This window comes from Microbacterium sp. CPCC 204701, assembly GCF_004010105.1.
Taxonomy (GTDB): domain Bacteria; phylum Actinomycetota; class Actinomycetes; order Actinomycetales; family Microbacteriaceae; genus Microbacterium.
In genome coordinates, this window is record NZ_RRYE01000006.1 from 1 (window position 1) to 20951 (window position 20951).

The 20951-nt window shown below is 68.9% G+C and carries 21 protein-coding genes and 1 pseudogene; 20 read left to right on the forward strand and 2 right to left on the reverse strand.

The annotated features are described in order from the left end of the window. Both EIO58_RS01385 and EIO58_RS01390 read right to left on the reverse strand, forming a co-directional pair. A pseudogene (locus tag EIO58_RS01385) lies at positions 1-424 on the reverse strand (polyketide antibiotic transporter); the annotation flags it as partial. Continuing rightward, positions 421-1374, reverse strand: a complete 954-nt coding sequence (locus EIO58_RS01390) for an ABC transporter ATP-binding protein (RefSeq protein WP_127817907.1) — start codon at positions 1372-1374, stop codon at positions 421-423. The pseudogene EIO58_RS01385 and the gene EIO58_RS01390, both read right to left, overlap by 4 nt. Before the next feature lie 254 nt (positions 1375-1628). Here EIO58_RS01390 and EIO58_RS01395 point away from each other — a divergent pair, with 254 nt between their 5' ends. From EIO58_RS01395 to EIO58_RS01490, 20 genes are all read left to right on the forward strand, one after another. Beyond that, positions 1629-2279: a GntR family transcriptional regulator gene (locus tag EIO58_RS01395; protein WP_127817908.1), complete on the forward strand. Its 651-nt coding sequence runs from the start codon at positions 1629-1631 to the stop codon at positions 2277-2279. A 10-nt stretch (positions 2280-2289) separates the two neighbouring features. Beyond that, positions 2290-3816, forward strand: coding sequence for an MmgE/PrpD family protein (locus EIO58_RS01400; protein ID WP_127817909.1), 1527 nt, complete (start codon positions 2290-2292; stop codon positions 3814-3816). Positions 3817-3940: 124 nt separating this feature from the next. After that, entirely contained in the window at positions 3941-4843 is a 903-nt protein-coding gene (prpB, locus tag EIO58_RS01405) for a methylisocitrate lyase (RefSeq protein WP_127817910.1), read from the forward strand. 1 nt (position 4844) lies between these two features. Further along, the gene (locus tag EIO58_RS01410; RefSeq protein WP_127817911.1) at positions 4845-6035 is read left to right on the forward strand and encodes a bifunctional 2-methylcitrate synthase/citrate synthase; all 1191 of its coding nucleotides are present in this window, start codon (positions 4845-4847) and stop codon (positions 6033-6035) included. After that, complete coding sequence (locus EIO58_RS01415; protein ID WP_127817912.1) at positions 6032-6487, forward strand: hotdog fold thioesterase; 456 nt, start codon at positions 6032-6034, stop codon at positions 6485-6487. Before EIO58_RS01410 ends, EIO58_RS01415 begins: the two co-directional genes overlap by 4 nt. Before the next feature lie 16 nt (positions 6488-6503). After that, on the forward strand, positions 6504-7691 hold the full coding sequence (locus EIO58_RS01420) for a thiolase family protein (protein ID WP_127817913.1): 1188 nt from the start codon (positions 6504-6506) through the stop codon (positions 7689-7691). 29 nt (positions 7692-7720) lie between these two features. Next, complete coding sequence (locus EIO58_RS01425) at positions 7721-8158, forward strand: pyridoxamine 5'-phosphate oxidase family protein (protein ID WP_205789076.1); 438 nt, start codon at positions 7721-7723, stop codon at positions 8156-8158. A 101-nt stretch (positions 8159-8259) separates the two neighbouring features. After that, positions 8260-9327: an ABC transporter substrate-binding protein gene (locus EIO58_RS01430; protein WP_205789077.1), complete on the forward strand. Its 1068-nt coding sequence runs from the start codon at positions 8260-8262 to the stop codon at positions 9325-9327. Further along, positions 9327-10196 (forward strand): ABC transporter ATP-binding protein, encoded by an 870-nt coding sequence (locus EIO58_RS01435; protein ID WP_127817916.1) that lies wholly within the window; start codon positions 9327-9329, stop codon positions 10194-10196. Before EIO58_RS01430 ends, EIO58_RS01435 begins: the two co-directional genes overlap by 1 nt. Then, the gene (locus tag EIO58_RS01440; RefSeq protein WP_127817917.1) at positions 10196-11044 is read left to right on the forward strand and encodes an ABC transporter permease; all 849 of its coding nucleotides are present in this window, start codon (positions 10196-10198) and stop codon (positions 11042-11044) included. The genes EIO58_RS01435 and EIO58_RS01440 overlap by 1 nt, the downstream gene beginning before the upstream one ends. After that, the gene (locus tag EIO58_RS01445) at positions 11017-13035 is read left to right on the forward strand and encodes an oxidoreductase (protein ID WP_240658516.1); all 2019 of its coding nucleotides are present in this window, start codon (positions 11017-11019) and stop codon (positions 13033-13035) included. Before EIO58_RS01440 ends, EIO58_RS01445 begins: the two co-directional genes overlap by 28 nt. Then, on the forward strand, positions 13035-13928 hold the full coding sequence (locus EIO58_RS01450; protein ID WP_127817944.1) for an alpha/beta fold hydrolase: 894 nt from the start codon (positions 13035-13037) through the stop codon (positions 13926-13928). Before EIO58_RS01445 ends, EIO58_RS01450 begins: the two co-directional genes overlap by 1 nt. Positions 13929-13966: 38 nt before the next feature. Continuing rightward, on the forward strand, positions 13967-14437 hold the full coding sequence (locus EIO58_RS01455; protein ID WP_164861467.1) for a nuclear transport factor 2 family protein: 471 nt from the start codon (positions 13967-13969) through the stop codon (positions 14435-14437). Continuing rightward, positions 14437-15465 (forward strand): LLM class flavin-dependent oxidoreductase, encoded by a 1029-nt coding sequence (locus EIO58_RS01460; RefSeq protein WP_127817919.1) that lies wholly within the window; start codon positions 14437-14439, stop codon positions 15463-15465. The genes EIO58_RS01455 and EIO58_RS01460 overlap by 1 nt, the downstream gene beginning before the upstream one ends. Continuing rightward, on the forward strand, positions 15462-16304 hold the full coding sequence (locus tag EIO58_RS01465; protein ID WP_205789081.1) for an SDR family NAD(P)-dependent oxidoreductase: 843 nt from the start codon (positions 15462-15464) through the stop codon (positions 16302-16304). The genes EIO58_RS01460 and EIO58_RS01465 overlap by 4 nt, the downstream gene beginning before the upstream one ends. A gap of 84 nt (positions 16305-16388) precedes the next feature. Then, positions 16389-17636, forward strand: a complete 1248-nt coding sequence (dctP, locus tag EIO58_RS01470; RefSeq protein ID WP_127817920.1) for a TRAP transporter substrate-binding protein DctP — start codon at positions 16389-16391, stop codon at positions 17634-17636. 50 nt (positions 17637-17686) lie between these two features. Continuing rightward, complete coding sequence (locus tag EIO58_RS01475) at positions 17687-18277, forward strand: TRAP transporter small permease (protein ID WP_127817921.1); 591 nt, start codon at positions 17687-17689, stop codon at positions 18275-18277. Next, the gene (locus EIO58_RS01480; RefSeq protein WP_127817922.1) at positions 18277-19746 is read left to right on the forward strand and encodes a TRAP transporter large permease; all 1470 of its coding nucleotides are present in this window, start codon (positions 18277-18279) and stop codon (positions 19744-19746) included. The genes EIO58_RS01475 and EIO58_RS01480 overlap by 1 nt, the downstream gene beginning before the upstream one ends. After that, positions 19743-20486, forward strand: a complete 744-nt coding sequence (locus tag EIO58_RS01485) for an SDR family NAD(P)-dependent oxidoreductase (RefSeq protein ID WP_127817923.1) — start codon at positions 19743-19745, stop codon at positions 20484-20486. Before EIO58_RS01480 ends, EIO58_RS01485 begins: the two co-directional genes overlap by 4 nt. After that, positions 20483-20941: a VOC family protein gene (locus EIO58_RS01490; RefSeq protein WP_127817924.1), complete on the forward strand. Its 459-nt coding sequence runs from the start codon at positions 20483-20485 to the stop codon at positions 20939-20941. Before EIO58_RS01485 ends, EIO58_RS01490 begins: the two co-directional genes overlap by 4 nt. The last annotated feature ends 10 nt before the right edge of the window (positions 20942-20951 follow it).

Genomic DNA, 20951 nt, shown 5'->3' on the forward strand with positions numbered 1-20951 from the left:
CGGCTGCGACGCCGACCGCGGCGCACGCGAGGGCGCCGTGCACCAGCGTCGCGGCGAACGGCACCCACCGGCCGGCGGGCGTGGCCGCGGCCAGCTCCGCCCTGCCCGTCTCCTCTTCGGCCCTGGTGTGGCGCACGGCGAGGAAGGAGGCCATGAGCGCGGCGAGCATCGCGAGGAACGGCAGCACGAGGAACACGATGAATGCGCCCTGGTCGGTCCCCGACGGCAGGCCTCGGAAGAGCAGGATCACGGGATTGGCGATCGCCAGCGAGAGCAGCGAGGTCCGCTCCTCGAGCGTCCCGAAGTTCTCGGTGACCCCCACGCTCGACCCGTAGGTGAGCAGGAGCATCGAGAGCGTCCAGACAGTGAGCTGCACCGCGTCCCGCCGCGTCCGCAGCCGCAGCAGTGCTCCGAACCCGTTCATCGGACGCCTTCGAGCTCGTCGCCGGCGACCTCCACCGAGGCGCGGTCGACGGCCAGTTCGTCTCCGTAGTGGCGGAGGAACAACTCCTCGAGCGAGGGCGGCGCGACGCGCAGGCCGGCGACGTTCCTGCGGCCGAGCTCCGGCAGGATGGATGCCACCGCGTCGCTGTCGACGGTGAACCGCACGCGCCCGTCCTCGGTCACCGCGTCGTGGGCCCCGGCGATGCCGGCGGCGGCCGAGGCATCCGCCCCCTCGAACGAGATCTCGGTGCGCGTGAGGTGGCGCAGCTCGGCGAGCGTGCCCGACTCGACGATCCTCCCGGCGCGGATGATCGACACGCGGTCGCAGAGCTGTTCGACCTCCGACAGGATGTGGCTCGACAGCAGCACGGTGGCGCCGGCAGCGCGCACGCGGGCGACCTCGCGCCGGAACATCACGTCCATGAGCGGGTCGAGCCCGCTCGTCGGCTCGTCGAGGATGTACAGGTCGGCCGGCACCGCGAAGGCGGCGATGAGAGCCACCTTCTGGCGGTTGCCCTTCGAGTACGCGCGGCCCTTCTTGCGCGGGTCGAACTGGAACGCCTCGATGAGTCGCTGCTTCTCGCCGCGGTAGGCGGCGTCGTGTCTGGACGCTCCTCGCAGCCGGGCCATGAGGTCGATCGCCTCGCCGCCCGACAGGTTCGGCCAGACGCTGACATCTCCGGGAACGTAGGCGATGCGGCGATGCAGGGCGACGGCGTCGCGCCACGGATCGCCGCCGAAGACGGATGCCTCGCCCCCGGTCTTGCGTGCGAGCCCCAGGAGCACGCGGATGGTGGTCGACTTGCCGGCGCCATTGGGGCCGAGGAAGCCGTGGACTTTGCCTTCGTCGACGGCGAGATCGAGTCCGTCGAGGGCGTGGACGCGGCCGTAGTGCTTCGTGAGGCCGCTGGTGCGGATGACAGTGGTCATGACGGCGAGCGTACACCGGATTCACAATTTTCTGAAGACTCTGTCTCACCGAGTGCGTGCTGCGGTACGAACCGCCCGACCGGGACCTGAACAGCAGGGCGCCGAATGATGGCGCAGGCCAACGTGATCGCGGTGGGGAGGATCAAACCGCGACCGCCTGATGTATACCCAAGAGCGGCGTTGCGGCGATCAAGTGGCACTTTCCTGCGCTTTATGTATACACTGGGTCGATCGTTACACGCGGAGGTGAGTGGATGCGGGCCAGTGACCGCGCCTACGCGACCCTCCTCGACGAGATCCAGTCGGGCATCCTGCGTCCCGGCGCCGTGCTCGGCGAGGTCGAGCAGGCGGCCCGGCTGGGCGTCAGCCGCACACCGCTGCGAGAGGCACTCGGCCGCCTCGCGGCAGACGGACTCGTCGCGCAGCAGTCTCCGCGGGTGACGGTGGTGACCGCCATCGACGCCGACGACATCCGCGAGATCTTCGAGCTGCGCCGGGCCCTCGAGGAGACCGCGGCCCGCCTCGCCGCCGAGCGGGGCGACGCCGCGGCGTTCGCCGAGCTCGCGTGCGCGTTCGCCGAGGTCGACCTCGACGAACGGGGCGACGGGCGGGACGACTACTACGGCCTCATCGCGCGGTTCGACGCGACGCTCGATGCCGCCGTCGCGAACGACTACCTCACAGCGGCGCTGCGCACCGTCCGCACCCATCTCGTGCGCGTGCGACGACTCGCACGCGACAATCCCGACCGACTCGCGGCATCCGTCGCCGAACATCGGCTCATCGCCTCGGCCATCGCCGCCCGCGACGCCGACCTCGCCGCCCACGCGACGCACGTGCACCTGCACAACGCGCTCACGAACATCCTCCGATCCCTCGGCGCTTCGACACGCTCAGCGACCTGAAAGGCCCGATATGACCGTCATCCACCCACTTCGAGTCCACCGCAGCGATGAGAACCTCGCGCGCGAGGGCCAGCTCGCCTGGCACATCGCCGAGGTCGCCGCCGACCCGGTCGAGGTCGAGCCAGACGTCGTCGACATGATCATCAACCGCGTCATCGACAACGCGGCGGTGGCCGCGGCATCCGTCACCCGCGCCCCCGTGAGCGCCGCGCGCCAGCAGGCCCTCGACCACGCCGTGTCGGTCGGCGGCTCGGGTGCCACGGTGTTCGGCTGCGCCCTCGACCGCCGCACCTCGCCCGAGTGGGCGGCGTGGGCGAACGGCGTCGCGGTGCGCGAGCTCGACTACCACGACACCTTCCTCGCGGCGGACTACTCGCACCCGGGCGACAACATCCCGCCGATCCTCGCGGTGGCGCAGCACGTCGGCGCGGACGGGGCGGCGCTCGTGCGAGGGCTCGCGACGGGATACGAGATCCAGATCGACCTGGTGCGCGCCATCTGCCTGCACAAGCACAAGATCGACCACGTCGCCCACCTCGGCCCGTCCGCCGCGGCGGGAATCGGGACGCTCCTGAACCTCCCGGTCGAGACGATCTACCAGGCCGTGGGCCAGGCGCTGCACACCACGACCGCCACGCGCCAGTCGCGCAAGGGCGAGATCTCGACGTGGAAGGCGCACGCCCCGGCCTTCGCCGGCAAGATGGCCGTCGAGGCGGTGGACCGCGCGATGCGCGGCGAGACCTCGCCGAGCCCGATCTACGAGGGTGAGGACGGCGTCGTCGCCTGGATGCTCGACGGGCCCGACGCGTCGTACGACGTGCCGCTGCCCGCCGCCGGCGAGCCCAAGCGCGGCATCCTCGACTCGTACACCAAGGAGCATTCGGCCGAGTACCAGGCGCAGGCCTGGATCGACCTCGCCCGCAGGCTGCACGGCGAGCGGCCCGAGGTCGCGGATCCCGCGAACGTCGAATCGATCGTGCTGCACACGTCGCACCACACGCACTACGTGATCGGATCGGGCGCGAACGACCCGCAGAAGTACGACCCGAACGCGTCGCGCGAGACGCTCGACCACTCGATCCCGTACATCTTCGCGGTCGCACTTCAGGACGGCGGCTGGCACCACGTCGACTCGTACGCGCCCGAGCGCGCCGGCCGCGCCGACACGGTGGAGCTGTGGCGCAAGATCACCACCGCCGAGGACGCGGAGTGGACGCGCCGCTACCACTCGGACGACCCGAACGAGAAGGCGTTCGGCGGCCGCGTCGAGATCCGCCTGGCCGACGGCTCGGTCATCGAGGAAGAGATCGCCGTCGCCGACGCCCACCCGCTCGGCGCGCGGCCGTTCGCGCGCGAGGACTACGTCCGCAAGTTCCGCACGCTCGCCGAGGGCGTGCTCGCGACGGACGAGATCGAGCGCTTCCTCGACCTCGCGCAGCGCCTGCCCGAGCTCACGCCCGAAGAGGTGCAGCAGCTCACGATCGTCGCCGGCTTCGGCGTGCTCGCAGCCGCGCCGGCGCCGAAGGGCCTCTTCTGATGCGCGGTGCCGATCGCGCCAGGGCGCATATCTCAGGCTGGATGCCGTCGGCGGGGCCCGTCGCGGCGGCTCGCTCCGCGTACGGCCTGAATTGTGCGCACTCGCCGAGAGAGGGAGTCCTCTGATGCTGTACTCCACCGTCCCCGCGCACGAGAAGCGGCGGGCGTTCCGCGAGCGGCTGGCGAGCGGTGAGCTGCTGCGGCTTCCTGGGGCGTTCAATCCGCTGAGCGCCCGGCTCATCGAGCGCAAGGGTTTCGACGGCGTCTACATCTCGGGGGCGGTGCTCTCGGCCGACCTCGGCCTGCCCGACATCGGACTGACGACGCTGACCGAGGTCGCCGCCCGAGGCCAGCAGATCGCGCGCATGACCGACCTGCCCGCCATCATCGACGCCGACACCGGGTTCGGCGAGCCGATGAACGTCGCACGCACCATCCAGACCCTCGAAGACGCCGGGCTCGCGGGCGCCCACATCGAGGACCAGATCAACCCCAAGCGCTGCGGCCACCTCGACGGCAAGGCCGTCGTCGACCAGGACACCGCGATCAAGCGCATCCGTGCGGCCGCCGACGCGCGCCGCGATCCGAACTTCCTCATCATGGCGCGCACCGACATCCGGGCGGTCGAGGGCATGGATGCCGCGATCGACCGCGCGAAGGCGCTCGTCGACGCGGGGGCCGACGCCATCTTCCCCGAGGCGATGCGCACCCTCGACGAGTTCGCTGCGGTCCGGGCTGCGGTGGACGTGCCGATCCTGGCGAACATGACCGAGTTCGGCAAGTCCGACCTGTTCTCGGTCGACCAACTGAGAGACGTCGGCGTCAACCTGGTGATCTGGCCGGTCTCGCTTCTGCGGATCGCGATGGGCGCGGCATCCCGCGCTCTGGATACGCTCATCGACGAGGGGCACCTCACGTCGAAGCTCGGCGAGATGCAGCACCGCGCCGACCTCTACGACCTGATCGACTACGAGCAGTACAACCACTTCGACACGAACGTCTTCAACTTCACGATCCCGAAGGACTGACATGACCGAGCCCGATATCAAGAAGGGACTGGCCGGCGTCGTCGTCGACTACACGGCGATCTCGAAGGTCAACCCCGACACGAACTCGCTGCTGTACCGCGGCTACCCGGTGCAGGAGCTCGCGGCGACGCAGCCGTTCGAGGCCGTCGCGTACCTGCTGTGGAACGGCGAGCTGCCCACCGAGGTGCAGCTCGCACAGCTGCGGGCGACCGAGCGGTCGTACCGCGCGCTCCCTGCCGACATCCGCGCGGCGATCGACCTCGTGCCGCTCGACGCCCACCCGATGGACGAGGTCCGCACCGCCGTGAGCCTCATCGGCGCGCGCGATCTCGCAGGTACCGGCTCGGTGCTCGACGCCAGCGGCAGCGCCGACGAGAACCTGTCTCGCAGCATCCGTCTGTTCGCGGTCCTCCCCGCGATCGTGGCGTACGGTCAGCGCCGCCGCCGCGGGCTGCAGCCGGTCGCGCCGCGCGACGACCTCGACTACGCGGCGAACCTCCTCTGGATGACCTTCGGCGAGGAATCCGGCGAGGTCGTCGTCGACGCCTTCAACCGCTCGATGATCCTCTACGCCGAGCACTCGTTCAACGCCTCCACGTTCACCGGCCGCGTCATCGCGTCGACCCTGAGCGACCTGTACTCGTCCGTCGTCGGTGCGATCGGCGCGCTCAAGGGGCCCCTGCACGGGGGCGCGAACGAGGCCGTGCTGCACATCTTCGACGAGATCGGATCGGCCGAGAACGTCGGGCCGTGGCTCGACCAGGCGCTCGCCGAGAAGCGCAAGATCATGGGCTTCGGCCACCGCGTGTACAAGCGCGGCGACTCGCGCGTGCCGACCATGAAGGCAGCGCTCGACGAGCTGGTGCACCACTTCGACCGCCCCGACGTCGCGGCCCTGTACGACGCGCTCGAGTCGGAGTTCGTCTCGCGCAAGGGGATCTACCCGAACCTCGACTACCCCTCGGGTCCGGCGTACAACCTCATCGGCTTCGACACCCTCACCTTCACGCCGCTGTTCGTGGCGGCGCGGGTCACCGGGTGGACGGCGCACATCATGGAGCAGCTCGCCTCGAACGCCCTGATCCGTCCGCTCTCGGAGTACGACGGGCCGGCCGAGCGCCACATCGACGGCTACGTTCCGGATGCCGCGACCCTGGCCGCCGCCGAGCGCGCCGAGGAGTCCGCGGGGTGAGCCTCTGGCACGGCGACATCTCCGAGGTCGACTTCGCGGCGATGGCCGGCGGAACCCTGATCGAGACCCTCGGCATCGAGATCGTCGAGATCCGCGACGACGCGCTCGTGGGACGGATGCCGGTGGACCGGCGCACCGTGCAGCCCGCAGGAGTCCTGCACGGCGGCGCCTCGGTCGCGCTGGCCGAGACGCTCGCGTCGTGGGCGGGCTTTCTCGCGATCGACCGTGAGCGGTTCCACGCCGTCGGACAGGAGATCAACGCCAACCACATCCGTCCGGTGTCGACGGGGTGGGCCACGGCGACCGCGACGCCGGCGAACATCGGTCGACGCTCCCACGTGTGGGAGATCCGCATCGTCGACGAGGCGGGCAAGCTCGTGTGCATCTCGCGGTGCACGCTCGCCATCATCGAGCAGCGCAGCACGTACGCCACCCCCGACCAGCGGGGCTGAATCGAGGAGATGATCCATGGCCACGCGGGAGAAGGTCGTCATCGTCGCGGGGGCACGCACGCCCGTCGGCAGCTTCGGCGGAGTGTTCCGAGACACGGCCGCTCACGAGCTCGGCGCTGCCGCCGTCGGTGAAGCGCTGCGCCGCGCCGGTCTTGAACCCGATGCGGTCGACGAGGTCGTGATGGGGTGCATCGGCCAGGTGGCCGGTGACGCGTACAACGCGCGTCGCGTCGCCCTCGCGGCGGGCATGCCGGTTCGCACGCCCGCCTTCACCGTCAACCGGCTCTGCGGCTCGGGGCTGCAGGCGATCTGGTCGGGTGCGCAGGAGCTGCTCTGGGGCGGTGCCGATGTCGTGGTCGCCGGCGGAGACGAGAACATGACGCGGATGCCGTTCTACGACTTCGACGCGCGGTTCAACGACAGGCTCGGCAATCGCACGATGGTCGATGGCACCGTGGCAATGCTCACGGATCCGTTCTCAGGTACGCACATGGGCGTCACTGCTGAGAACGTGGCGGCGAAGTACGGAGTCTCACGCGGCGAGCAGGACGAGTTCGCCGTCGAGAGCCAGCGCCGCGCCGCGACGGATGCCGCCCGTGCGGCGTTCGCGGAAGAGATCGTCACCGTCACCACGAGCGGACGCAAGCCGATTGACGTGTCGGCCGATGAGCACCCGAAGCCCGGGACGACCCTCGAGGTTCTCGCCGCGCTGCGCCCCGCCTTCCAGGCGGACGGCTCCGTCACCGCCGGCAACGCGTCGGGCATCAACGACGGCGCCGGCGCGACCGTGCTGATGCGGGAGGCCGACGTGCGCGAGCGGGGTCTGGCCGGACTCGCCACGATCGAGGCCGTCGCCACCGCGGGCAACGAGCCGGAGCTCATGGGCTACGCGCCGGTCTACGCGCTGTCGCGTCTGTTCGAGCAGACGGGGTTGACGGCGGCGGATGTCGACGTGGTGGAGCTCAACGAGGCGTTCGCCGCGCAGGCGGTCGCGGTCATCCGCGACGCGGGCCTGGACGCGGCGAAGGTCAACCCGTACGGCGGGGCGATCGCACTCGGCCACCCCGTCGGCGCGACCGGCGCGATCCTCACAGTGCGCGCGGCGCTTGATCTTCACCGCCGCGACCTCGAGTACGCGGTGGTCACGATGTGCATCGGCGGGGGCCAGGCGCTCGCGGCGCTGCTGCGCCGGTGGGAGGCATGAGCAGCCAGCGCCGCGGACGTTCGATCGCGATGACCGACGCTGAGCTCGACGAGTTCCTGGCGTCTGCGCGAACGACGCGGGTGGCGACGGTGGATTCCGCCGGGCGACCCCACGTGACACCGCTGTGGTTCGTGTGGCAGGCGGGGGAGCTCTGGCTCAACTCGCTGACGCGCAGCAGCCGCTGGGCGCACATCACGCGACGCCCCGACGTCGCGGCGGTCGTCGACGCCGGCGATCGATACGAGGAGTTGCGCGGCGTGGAGCTGCGCGGTCGCGTCCGCGTCGTCGGAGAGGTCCCGCGCGGCCGTGTGCGGAACGCGGAGCTGGATGCTGTGGAGGAGATGTTCGCGGCGAAGTACCGGCCGGGTCGGGTGTTCGAGCCCGACGGGCGTCACGCGTGGCTTGCACTGACGCCGGTCGACATCGTGTCGTGGGACTTCCGCAAGCTCCGCCCGCCCGAGCACTGACGGCGTCGCTAGGTACCGGGCCGGATCTCGTCGGTGGATTGATCGGCGCATAATTCATGCGTATGATCACAACCATTACATCGACGAAGATGGAGGCACTCATGCGCACGACGTCGAACGGCCGACGGTCCCTCTGCGGGCTCGGCGCGACCATCGCGGCCGCGATGCTGCTGACCGCATGTGCCGGTACAGCAGCGTCGCCACAGTCGTCCGCGTCCGGGGCGGCGGAGGTGACGCCCGTCCGCGTCGGAATCACGTCGAGCTTCAACAACGCGACGATGAATCTGGCGATCGACGCCGGTCTCGGCGAGAAGTACGGGATCGACCTCGAGAGGACGACGATCGCGGGCGCAGGCAGCACGAACCAGGTGGCGGCACTGCTGGCGGGCGATGTGGACGTCGCGGTGGGCGGCACGAACACCATCGTCGATGCGATCGCGCAAGGGGCCCCGCTGCAGATCATCGCGGGCATGGCGCCGCTCCTGTTCAGCGTGACGGTCAGCAACGCAGCTGCAGAGCGGACCGGGGTGGATCCCGACGACGACATCGAGGATCGGCTCCTCGCGCTGAAGGGCATGAAGATCGCCGTGAGCCCCCCCGGGTCGACCGGGAACATCGTGCTCAGCACCATGCTGGAAAGCGTGGGACTCGATCCCGCCACCGACGTGCAGCTCGTGCCGCTCAACGATCTGGGCGCCGTGCCCGCCGGACTCATCCAGGGCGTGTACGACGCGAGCTTCGCGGCGATCGGAACGGGCGACGTCGCCGTCGCGTCGGGCGACGCCGTGACGTGGGTGTCGCTGCCGCGTGGCGACATGGAAGACCTCGAGGACTACGTCGGGATCGTGGCGTACGCGTCGAAGGACTTCATCGCCGAGAACCCCGAGATCGCCGCCGCGGTCCACTCCTCGCTGAACGATGCGCAGGAGATGACCGTCGACGACCCGGAGGGCGTCGGCGAGATCCTCAAGGAGAGCGTGTTCGCGGAGATGGATGGGGAAGTGTTCGCGGAGGCATGGCAGCAGGCCCAGGACGCGTACACCGTCGGAAGCAACTTCACGGAGATGAACTGGGACACCTTCACGGCGCTGTTCGACGAGAGCTCCGAGAACGACTACGCCGCGATCGAGTACGACGACCTGGTCGCCGAGTTCGCGCGAGGCCGGTGATGGGTCTCTCACGCTCCGGAGGCGCCGCGGTTCGCGGGGCGCTCGGCGACGGCGCCTCGACGCACGCGTGGGGCGGCCCGATCTTCGAGGTCAGGGATGTCGCGATCGGCTTCGGTGATCGAGACGACGTCCTCGCGGGCGTCGACCTCGCGATAGAGAAGGGCGAGTTCCTCACTCTCCTCGGCCCGAGCGGGTGCGGCAAGACCACGATCCTGAACCTCGCCGCCGGCCTCCTCCAGCCGCGATCCGGGCAGGTGCGCTTCGCCGGCAAGGAGATCGTCAGTGTGAACACCAGCGTCGGCTACATGACGCAGGACGACACCCTGCTGCCCTGGCAGACGGTGAGCACCAACGTCGGGCTGCCGTTGCGGATGCGCGGCGTGACGAAAGCCGAGACGGCCGAGCGCGTCGCACGCTACCTCGACATGCTGGATCTCTCGCACGCGTCGAACCTGCTGCCGGGTCAGCTCAGCGGTGGCATGCGTCGGAGGGCCCTTCTCGCGCGCAGCATGATCTACGATCCGCAGCTGCTTCTCATGGACGAGCCGTTCGCGGCCCTCGACGCGCAGATGCGGCATCAGATGCACTCGGAGCTGCGTGCGACGGTGAACCGGCTCGGCCAGACCGTGCTCTTCGTGACGCACGACATCTCCGAAGCGGCGAAGCTGTCCGACCGCGTGCTGATCGTCGGAGGCGGTCCCCCGGGAGGAATCGTCAAGGAGTACACGCTGCCGTTCGGCCGCGAGAGGGATCTGGACAGGCTTCGTTTCACCGACGAGTATGCGCGCGTCGAGCGGGAGCTGAACGACGGACTGCTCGAGGCGCGATCGAGCCGCTCGGCTGCAGCGACGACGGAAGGGATGAGCTGATGAGCGCGAGCATCGTCGACAGCGCGCGGCCCGGGGTGCCCTCGACCGTCACCCGCGCGATCGCGACACGGCGCAAGGCCCGCAGGCACAAAGCGCGGATCATCCTGATCCAGTGCGCGGTCGTCCTCGTGTTCCTCGCGGTGTGGCAGTTCGTCTCCGGCCGCTTCATTCCCGATCTGCTCATCAGCAGCCCATCGCAGGTGCTTCCCCTGTTCTGGACCTGGCTGACCGACGGGACGCTCGCGTTCAACGCCCTGGTGACCTTCCAGAACGCCTTCCTCGGCCTGCTCGTCGGCGGCGTGCTCGGGATCATCGTGGGCATCATCCTCGGCCAGTCCACGGTGCTGGCCGAGATCTTCGAGCCGTTCATCACTGCGCTCTACACCATGCCCAAGCACGCCCTGATTCCTCTGTTCATCATGTGGGTGGGAATCGGCGCAATGCTCGGGATCCTGACCGCCGCCGTCATCGTGTTCTTCCTGGTGTTCTTCAACACCTTCTTCGGCATCAAGGACGTCAGCCAGTCCCTTGTCAACGGGGTGCGGGTGATGGGCGGTTCGCGCATGGACGTCATGTTCCGAGTGCGCCTGCCGTCCGCGCTCATCTGGGTGGTGGCGGCGCTCAAGCTGGCGGTGCCGCAGGCCGTGGTCGGCGTCGTCGTCGCCGAGATGCTCGCCGGCGACAGTGGGCTGGGATACCTCGTCTCGCGCAACGCCGGGATGTTCAACAGTGCGGGAACGTTCGCCGCGCTGCTCGCACTGCTGATCGCTGGGTTTCTCATCGATCGTCTGATGAGCTGGGTCACGCGCAAACCGCTGCAATGGAAGAACGCCAACGGCACCTCATGAGCGAGGACGCCAAGGCGGAGCAGGTCACCCACGTCCTATTCGAACCACTCCGGATCGGTGCGCTCATCGCTCGCAGCCGGGTCATCGTGCCGCCGCACTCGTCCGCCGTCGGAAACCTGTGGGGCTCGGAAGCGGAGGCCGCACAGGCGGTGGCCTACCTGCAGCGGCGTGCAGAGGCCGGCGTGGCGTGGACGACGATGCCCGGCCGCGTCAGCAACGTCCTCGCGCCCGGATTCGAGCCCTCCGGAATCAGCGCCGTCGTGACGGGTCCATTCCGCTACGACGACTACGTGGAGCGGATGTCGCGATTCGTGAGCGCGATGCACGCAGCGGGCGCGCTCGCGGCGACGCAGCTCACGATGAACGGCGGGTACCCGCACGCGCCCTCGGCGCGATTCGCCCAGCCCGTGAACGCGCTTGCGCCGCATGCGATCAGTGCGAAGGAGATCCGCCTGCTGCTCGAGGAGTACCGGTTCTCGGCCGCGCGCGCCGCTGAGGCCGGGATCGACATCGTCGAGCTGCACATGAATCACGAGGACCTGAGTCAGCAGTTCCTGTCTCCGAGCATCAACGTCCGAACGGACGAGTACGGCGGCTCGCTGGAGAACCGAACCCGCTTCGCAGTGAGCGCGCTGACTGCGGCGAGGGAGCAGATCGGTCGGGGCAGGGCGCTCGGCGTGAGGATGAACGCGGCGGATCCGCGCTTCTATTCGCTCGAGGAGGGGATCGAGATCGCGCAGCGCCTCGCGGCGACGGGTCTCGTCGACTACTTCCACATCGTGTTCGGCTCGACATGGGGTAACCCGAGCTACATCCAGCCGCACTTCTTCCGGCCCGGTCAGTGGTCCCCGCTGGCTGCGCGGTACAAGGCCGAGCTTCCGCTCCCGGTGATCTACACGGGTCTCGTCGACTCAGCGGAACGGGCGGCCGAGATCGTGGCGGCAGGAGACGCCGACATGGTCGGGATGGCTCGGGCGCATATCGCCGATCCGGACGTCCTCGCCAAGGCGAAGCGCGGAGCTTCGGCAGAGGTGCGGCCCTGCGTCGGGGTGAACGACTGCATCAACCGTCGTTACGTCGACGGGCTTCCCTTCGGCTGCGCGGTGAACCCTCACGCCACGAGGGAGCTCGACGGCGAGTGGGGCCGGACTCGGATCCACCGCCGTCTCCTCGTGGTGGGCGGTGGTCCGGCGGGCCTCGAGACCGCGGCGCTCGCGGCGGAAGCAGGCGCGACCGTGACGCTCTACGAACGCGCCCCGGAGATCGGCGGACAGCTCCTGGCGGCGTCGTCCGCACCCTCCTTCGGACGCTATGCGGACTATCTGGGATGGCAGGCGCGGCGTCTCGCCCGTCTCGGAGTCCGGATCGAACTGGAGACCGAGATCTGCCCGGACTCGAGCGAGCTCGATTCGCCCGACACCACCGTCGTCGTAGCCACGGGCGCGCGGGACCGTGTACCTCCCATCCCCGGCGCGGGCGGGCCGAAGGTCTTCACCGCGCGTGACGCGATGAGCGGCCGTGTCGAGGGCGAGGAGATCGCCCTCGTAGTCCAGGACGATCACCTCGCGCCGTTCGCGATCGCCGAGAAACTGGCAGTCGCCGGTGCGCGGATCACCATGTTCTACGCGACGCACGTGCCGGGACAGCTCCTCGGCCGCTACAGCATCGGGTCCGTCCTCGGGCGGATGGACGACCTGGGCGTGCGCATCCGCATCATGGAGGAGGTGGTCGAGATCTCGGAGGGGTCGGTGCACGTGCGCAACGTGTACTCCGGGCGACCTGACGTCGTGAGCGGGTTCCACGCCACCGTGCTCGCCTGCGGAGGAGAGTCGGAGTCCGGCCTGCATGAGAGTCTCAGCGTCGGCGGACGCGGCGAGGTCTACATCGTCGGCGACGCCTACGCCCCCAGGCGCCTCGTCTTCGCGACGCGCCAGGCACTTGCCGTGGCACGGCTCCTGACGGATGCCGCCGCGTCAGGGCGGCACGCGTGATGCCGCACGAGTCGGATGCCTCGGCGAGGCGGGCAGAGACGGTCGTGTTCGAGACCAGGATCGGGCGGCTCGTCGGGGAGCGCCACGACCCGGCGGGCGACCCCTCCGGCATCGTCCTGCTCCTGCACGGAAGCGGACAGCGCCGTCACTCCTGGCGCGAGACCGGCCCGCGCGTCTCCGATCGTGGATGGACGGTGGTCGCGCTCGACGCGCGTGGTCACGGCGAGAGCGCACGAGGCGGCTCCTACCGGATCGACGACTTCGTCGACGATCTCGCCGACGTCGTCGACGCGCTCGGCGAGAAGCCCGTGATCGTCGGCGCGTCACTGGGAGGGATGACCGGTCTCATCGGGGAGGGTGAGCGGGGTGGCCTCGCGCGGGCTCTGGTGCTGCTCGACGTCGCGGCGACCGTGGACATCGCCGGCGTCCGTCGTGTGCACCGGTTCATGCGGGCGAACCCCGACGGCTTCGCGACGCTCGAGGATGCGGCGGCAGCGGTCGCGGCGTACCGCGCCGAAGCCCCGTCGGCCGAGCGCCTGCGGCGCAACCTGACCGAAGGGCCGGACGGGAGATGGCGGTGGCACTGGGACCCGGCAAGCCTTCCGTCGCCGGAGGACCCGACCAGGGGTGCCGTCCCCGAACGGGCGGAGGCTGCCGCGCGGTCGATCGGCGTGCCGACGATGCTCGTGCGCGGAACGCGGTCGGACGTCGTCGACGAAGCCGCGTTCGTCCGCATGGGCACCCTCGTCCCTCACGCGAGGATGGTGCGTGTGGACGCCGGTCACATGATCGCGAGCGATGACAACGACACCTTCGTCGCCGAGCTGACATCCTTCCTCGCTGACGCGGTCGCGTCGCAAGGTCGGCGAGGGGCTCAGGATTTATGGTTATGATTCGTAGAGAATCGCACGACGAAGAGGTCACCGAAACCATGTCTGACACCCAATGGCAAGAACGCATCGCAGCGCTCGAGGCGAAGGACGAGGTGCGTGAGCTCATCGCCACGTACTGCTCTCTCAACGATGCTCTCACGCGGCTGGACGAGCTCGTCGGCCTCTTCACCGATGACGCCGTCATGGTGAACGCGGCGGGCGATCACGTCGGTCGCGCCGCCATCGGCGCGTACTACCGGGCGTTCTTCGACGGCTCGACCGAGTTCGCGCGGCACCACACGATGAATCAGGTCATCGACATCCTGGAGCCCGGCGTCGCGCGTCATCGATCCTACTTCATCGCGTTCCTGGGTCGGCAGGGGGACTCGAAGATCGCTTTCGGCGAGTATGACGACGTCCTGGTCAAGACGGCGGAGGGATGGCGGTTCTCGCGAAAGGTCAACCACGTCGCGGGCATCACGACAGCTGAGAGCGGTTGGGCGCGCGGTTTCGCGGGGGCGGTCCGCTGATGGAACTGGGCATCATCCTCGGCAACATCCCGACCGCGGTCTCGGAGCGGGAGCACTTCGACTCGATCCTCCGGCAGGCTCATGCCGCCCAGGAGGCGGGCATGACGCACATCCTCATCGGCCAGCACTTCCACTTCGAGGGTTCTCGCTGGTTCCAGCCGGTGCCCGTGCTCGCCCGGCTCGCCGGCGAGCTCGACCCGCATGTGCGCCTGTGCACGCAGATCCTGATCGGCCCGCTCTACAACCCGGTGCTTCTCGCGGAGGAGCTCGCGACCCTCGATGTCGTGACGGGCGGGCGCATCTCGGTCGGCCTGGGGCTCGGCTACATCCCGAAGGAATACGAGACCTTCGGCATCCCGTTCTCCGAGCGCGGCAGGCGGCTGTCGGAGATCATCGAGATCCTCAAGCTCATGTGGACCCAGGACCGCGTCACGTACCGCGGGCGCTACTACACGCTGGACGACATCGCGGTGCACATCCGCCCGCTCCAGCAGCCGCATCCGCCGATCTGGGTCGGCGCCGGCAGCGACGCGGGGATCAAGCGCGCGGCCGAGCTGGCCGACGCCTGGCCCATCACACCCCAGGAGAGGCCCGCCGAACTCCCTGAACTGCTCGGCAGATACTTCGATTACCGGGAGGCGGCAGGTCGCTCGCGCTCGGGGCGCGTACCGCTGAGGCGCGAGATCATGATCGGCCGCGACCGGGACGATGCCCTGAAGAAGGCGGTCACGGTCGCCTCCGAGTGGTACCTGAACATGGCTGCGACAGGACACAACGAGTACGTCGACCCGGAGGGGCTCCGAAGCTCGATCCCGGGTGTGATGGCGCAGCACTGGGTGCTCGGCGATCCCGAGGACTGTGCCCGGCAGCTGCGCGACATCGCCGCCCGGGTACCGGTCGATCCGATCATCACGCGGGCGAACTGGCCCGCGATGTCGACCCAGGGCTCCGTGGACTACATCCGCCTGCTCGGGGAGCGCCTCGTACCCGCGGTCAAGGACTTCGAACCGGTCGAGACGCTCGCGTGATCGCCTCGTCGGCCGGACCCGCTCGGCAGCTCGAGGATCGCATCTGCGTCGTATCGGGTGCAGCGCAGGGGATGGGCCGCTCTATCGCGCTCATGATGGCTGAGCGCGGAGCACGGGCGGTGGTCGTCGTCGATCGCGTCGAGAGCGCAGAGGTCTGCGACGAGATCCGCGACCGTGGGGCGGACGCTCTCGGTGTCATGTGCGATCTACGGGACCGCGAGTCGGTCCGTGTCGCGGTCGACGAGACCGTCGCTCGATTCGGGGGGATCGACGTGCTGGTCAACAATGCGGGAGTGCTCGAGCGCGCATTCACCAACGATGTCGACTTCGACACCGTACCGGAAGCACTCTGGGACCTCGTCATGGACGTGAACGTCAAGGGTGCATGGCTGCTCAGCCGATTCGCCGCGCCGCACCTTAGGGTCTCGCGCAGAACTCCGGCCATCGTGAACGCCGCCTCGATCGCGGGGCGCGCCGCCTTCAGCCACGCGGTCTACGGGGTGTCGAAGGCTGCGCTCATCCAGCTCACGCGCTCGATGGCGCTGACGCTCGCACCTGACGTGCGGGTCAACTGCTATTGCCCCGGGACGGTCGATACGGACATGAGCGCGAGCGCTCGCAGCGCGGGCGCCGTGGACTCTCGCGTCTCGGCCATCACCGAGACGAACCTCATCCCACGTCTGGCGCGACCGGACGAGATCGCTGAGCTGGCGTGCTTCCTCGCCTCCCCTGCGGCGAGCTTCATCACCGGTGCCGCGTACGACGTCGACGGGGGTGCGATGGCATGGCGGGGACACCGACGCGACCCGGATGCCGGCGGTTCCTCATCCCGCCATTGACACTGACCGGCATATTCAGTGTAATGGTATGCATCGATAGGTCCGGTGAGCGGCGTCGCTCACCCGTTGAGACAAGGCTGTCACATGCGCAAGAACACGAAGGTCCGTATCGGCGCGATGGGCGTCGTGGCCGCGATGCTGATCCTCGCCGGGTGCGGCAGCGCCGACTCCGCCGACTCCGGCTCCGGTGGTGAGAGCGAAGCGCACACACTCAAGGTGCAGGAGATCTTCGCGCCGGGCGAAGCCTTCGCCGACTCCACTCAGGCTTTCGGCGATGCCGTCACGGAAGCCACACACGGCAGTGTCTCGTTCGAGTACTTCTGGTCCAACGCCGTCGTCCCCACCAACGAGATCGCCGGTGCGATGAACGATGGGCTTCTCGATATGGGGCGGATTCAGCCGCCCGCCAGCCCCGCCGACTTCCCCACCATGAACTGGCTGTCGTCGGCGTCGAGTCTCAACACGCAGGCGTTCCCTGCCGGCCTCCTTCAGAAGATCGGCGCCCATCTCGAGTTCGTGATGAACTCCGAGACCGGATCCGCGCAGCTGGACTCGGAACTGCGCAACCTCGGCATCCAGTACATCGGCGCGTTCGCCCTCGTTCAGCAGTACGACCTCTTCTGCTCCAAGCCTGTGGCCTCGCTCGACGACTTCGCCGGTCTCAAGGTGCGCGTCGCCGGACAGGCATGGGTCGACGAGATCGAGAACCTCGGAGGCGAGCCGGTCACACTGCTTCCCGAGGAGATCTACGAGGGCTTCCAGCGCGGCATCGTGGACTGCGTCATGACATACCCCACGCACTACATCAACTCCGGACTGTGGGAGCTCGGCGGCTACTACGTCCCGCTCAAGCTCAACGGCTGGAATCAGGACGGGCTCACGATCTCGAACGCGGCGTGGAAGTCGCTCGACGAGTCGCAGCAGGTCGCGATGTACGACGCCGTGAAGGACTGGCTCCGCGTCTTCGTGGGGCGCCAGCTCGACGGGTACTGGCGGTTCATGACCGAGGGCCGTGAACAGCACGGCATCGAGTACCTCGAGCCGGACTCCGAAATCCAGGAGCGCATCGACGAGCATCATGACGCGGTCATCGAGAGCCTCGCCGAGACCGCGCCCGAGGGCGTGGCCGACCCTGAGGCGATCGTGGAGGAGTATGTCGCGCTCCACGACAAGTGGCTCGGCACGATCGAAGAGCTGGGCTTCGACGTCGAGGGCGACGGCGTCAACGACTTCCTCGCAGCCCTCGAAGACCCTGACGTTCCGCCGTCGGAGCAGATCGATCTCGAGCCGTGGCTCGACGCGATCATCGCCGCCGCCTACGAGAACAACTGACCAGGGCCGCCGGCGGCCACGCGTGGCCGGCTGCCGCGAAGGACCGTGCAATGAACGAAGCGAACGGCGATCCCGGGGCCGTCGACCTCCTCGATGAGGAGCTGCAAGGCGATCAGGACGTGTCAGGAGTGCTGGGCTCCGTGTCCCGCGTGTTCTGGGTCATCCTGACCGCGATCGGCGTGCTGAGCGTCGCCGGACTCTTCTTCACCGTCATCGTCGACGTGGTGCTCCGGTACACCGCGGGGTCCGGCATCCCGGGTGGGAACGACATGGTCTCGTCGTGGTGGATGGTGTCGATCGCGTTCGTCGGCATCGCCCTCGCACAGCATTCCCGCGGACGGATCCAGGTCGACTTCCTCGTCGACGCGCTCCCGCCGCGGATGCGCCGCATCGTCGACACCGCGATCTTCACGGTGGTCTGCGTCATCGGGCTCGTCCTCGTCGTCGCGACGTTCCAGGAGGCGCTTCATCAGATGGACGTCGGCGAATACGCGCCGATCGGCCACAGGCCCATCTGGCCGTTCCGGTTCATGGCTCCGCTGGGCTTCCTCGGGTTCTCCTTCGCCTGCGTCCTGTCGATCGTGAGCGTCTGGCAAGTGGCCGCACGCGAGCACGCGGCTTCGGTCACGGCGGTGCGCTGATGTCGGCCGTCGACCAGCGCGAGGAACTCAGCGCGGATGTCTCGCCGCAGAAGCTGCGGCGAGCTGCGGTCTGGTATGTCTACGCCACACCGATCGTGGTCGGCATGCTGCTCGTCCTCATGTTCACGGTGGAGTCGGGCATCGTCGTCGGCGCCCTCGCGTTCGTGCTGCTGCTGTGGCTCATGTTCCTGCGGATCCCCGTCGGGCTCACGCTCGGCATCGTCGGCGTCCTCGGGATATTCATCCTGGCCGGCGGCAACGCGGCGTCCTCGATGCTGCGGGGGTCTGCCTGGACGAGTTCGGCGAGCTGGACCCTGAGCGTCATTCCCATGTTCATCTTCATGGGCATGATCATGGAGCGCAGCGGCCTCGGCAGCACCGTCTTCGGAGCCGTGCGGGCGCTCGTCGGGCGCACGCCCGCCGGGCTGGCGGTCAGCACCAACTTCGCAGGCGCCGCCATGGGCGCCGCGAGCGGCTCGACCCTCGGCATCGTCTACGCGCTCGGCCGCACCGGGATCCCCGAGATGGTGAAGGCCGGCTACGACCGTCGCTTCGCCGCCGGCGCCGTGCTCATGGCGGGCACGGGCGGCCAGCTCATCCCGCCGAGCATCCTCCTCGTCATCTATGCCGGCATCGCACAGGTGCCGGTCGGGCAGCAGCTCATGGCGGGCGTGGTCCCCGGTGTCCTCATCCACGTCGCCTTCGCGTTCATGATGGTCGTGATGGTGCTCGTGCGTCCGTCGCTCGCACCGCGCCGCGACGGCGAGAAGCTCCCGATCGGCCGGCGGCTCGGTGCGATCGTGGGGCTGTGGCCTGTGATCGTGCTGATCGCCGTCGTGCTGGGCGGGCTCTACGCGGGCGTGTTCACCCCCACCGAAGCGGGAGCGTTCGGTGCACTGGCCGCATTGGTCATGGTGGGACTCACCAAGGGGCTCAAGGTACTCGGCCGTGCCGTGCTGCCGGCGGTGCGCGACACTGTGATCGCGACGGGTGGGATCTTCCTGATCATCATCGGCGGTGACATGTTCGGCCGGTTCATGACCGTGACCGGCATTCCGCGTGCCTTCACGACCTGGCTGGAGGATGTGGGCGCCGGGCCCGTCGTGTTCATGATCTTCGTGCTGGTCCTCTACCTGCTGCTCGGAACGTTCATGGATCCCGTGCCGATGATGCTCGTGACCGTCCCGATCCTCCTGCCCGTCGCGATGTCGGTCGGCGTCAACCCGCTCATCTTCGGCGTCTTCGTCGTGCTCCTCGGTGAGCTCGCGGTACTCACGCCCCCCGTCGGTGTGCTGGTGTTCGTCGTCCACCGCATCGCGCGCGAGGCCAAGGTGCCCATGACCCTCAGCGAGGTGAACCAGGGCGCGGCGTGGTTCTACCCCGTTACGATCCTCTTCGCGCTGCTGCTCATCCTGTTCCCCGATCTGTTCCTCTGGCTCCCAGAGGCGATGAACCAGACGGCGCCATGACGACCGCTCTCGCAGGACGCGTGGCGGTGGTGACCGGTGCTGCGAGCGGCATCGGATCGGCGACCGTCGCCGCGCTGCGCGCCGACGGCGCCGTTGTGGCGGCTCTCGACATCGCAGCGACGGACGCCCCTGCAGATCTGTTCGTGCCGTGCGACGTCGCGGAAGAAGCCTCGGTACAGGCTGCGCTTCAGCGCGTGCGAGAGGAGCTGGGGCCGATCGACATCGTCCACGCCAACGCCGGCGTCTGCTTCAACGGAGAGGGCGAGGCGCAGGACGGCCCAGCCCACGAGCTCGAGCTGGAGGTATGGAGTCGAACGCTCGCCGTGAACCTCACGGGCGCGTATCTCACCGTCAAGCATGGGCTCCGCGACATGCTCGAGCGACGATCGGGAGCTGTGGTGCTGACAGCCTCTGTCGGAGGAGCGTCGTTCGGCACCCGTCACCTCGCCTACTCGTCGTCGAAGGCGGGTGTGGTCGGGATGGCGCGATCGCTCGCTCGCGAGTACGGGCCCGCCGGCATCCGGACGAACGCCGTCTGCCCCGGGCCGGTGCGCACGCCGCTGTCGGTGATGGCACGCTCGAGCGGCGAGGAGTACGACGAGTGGATCGAGGGCATCCCGCTGCGCCGCATCGGCGAGCCCGACGATATCGGCCGGGTCGTGGCGTTCCTCGTCTCAGACGCCGCCGGGTACCTGAACGGAGCGAGCATCGTGGTCGACGGCGGGATGACGATCGCATGAGCGTCGTGACCGGCTTCTGGCACGTCGGACTGTCGGTGGCCGACCTGGAGCGGAGCATCGCGTTCTATCGCGACGGGCTCGGCCTCGAGGTGCGTTCGCGTGGCGAGATCAGCGCGGCGGGCCCCGAGGTGTGGGGGGCTGAGCCTGTCGCACGCGGCGACGTCGTGTTCCTCGGCTTCCCCGGCGGGCCGGACGTCATCGAGCTGCTCCGTGTCAGCGGCGTCCCTCAGCGCGACGCGTCGGCTCGTCCGTGGGACCGCGCGTCCGCGCATGTATGCTTCGAGACCGACGACCTCCCCGCCCTCTATGCCCACATGGCGTCGCTGGGGCACCGAGCGCGCTCGCAGCGCGCCGTCCCGCTTCCGTCTGGCGTGCTGGAGGGTGGCTGGGCGGTGTACTTCATCGATCCGGACGGCTTCCACGTGGAGGTCGTGGAGCGGCCTCCGGCATCCTGATCCGTCGTCG